At 71.2% G+C, this 881-nt stretch carries 1 protein-coding gene; it reads left to right on the forward strand.

The window, feature by feature from the left end; all coding sequences use genetic code 11:
- Nucleotides 1–841, forward strand: an 841-nt coding sequence (locus HUK82_RS16920) for an NADH-quinone oxidoreductase subunit D-related protein (RefSeq protein ID WP_456304214.1), incomplete at its 5' end; no start/stop codon positions are given.
- Nucleotides 842–881 lie beyond the last annotated feature (40 nt).

Below are 881 nucleotides of genomic sequence, written 5' to 3' on the forward strand. Positions count from 1 at the left end.
GCTGGGGTGGGTGCCCGCGGCGGGGGCGGCGCCGTGGCGGGCGATCGCGGGGGAACTGGAGCGGATCATGACGCACCTGCATGATCTGGCCCGCATGATGAGCGTGCTCGACGCACCGTTTCTGGCGGCAACGTTCGAGCGCGCGCAGGAGGCATTCGCGGCGCTGTGTGGCGCCCATTTCGGTCACCGGCGCCTGATGGACGTCGTCCAGCCGGGCGGTCTGGCGCCGGGTGCGGTGGTCGAGGGGTTGGTTGACGATATGGCCGCCATTCTGGCGCCGTCGGGTCGTGACGATGCCGTGACGCAATGGCGCGCGCTGTATGAGCGGCAGTTCGGTCCGCGCAGCGCCTGTTCCCTGCCGGCGGCGCTGGGGGTCGTGCGACGCGAGGTTGCGGGCCGGGCCGGGACGGGTGGTGTGGTCGGCCGGTCGGCCGGCCTTGACCTGGACCTGCGCGTCGCGCTTGCGGGGTATCGTGCCGAACTGTTGAGCCCAGTGCGCTGGACTGCCGGGGATGTGGATGCGCGCATTCGCCTGCGTCTGGACGAAATCGCGGACGCCGCCCGACAGGTCGGTGCGCTGGCCGCGGACGCGTTGCCCCCGTCCGCGGTTACACCCGTATCGGAACGCACGGGAGAGGGGATCGGTGTGGCCGAGGGACCGCGCGGGATCGTGGCATGGTGGGTGCAGATCCGCGATGGTGTGGTCCAGGCGGCCTATGCGCGTGACCCCGATCTGGCATCGTGGAGCATTATGGAGACGACGCTGGAGGGTGCGCCGGTCGAGGCGCTCGACATCGTTCGCGCGTCGTTCGGCGCGGATGCCGGCGGGGCGGACCGGTGATGCTGCTGCGGGCGGTGCTCGATCGTGCCTTTGCCGAACG

Source organism: Ameyamaea chiangmaiensis, from assembly GCF_013376175.1.
Taxonomy (GTDB): domain Bacteria; phylum Pseudomonadota; class Alphaproteobacteria; order Acetobacterales; family Acetobacteraceae; genus Ameyamaea; species Ameyamaea chiangmaiensis.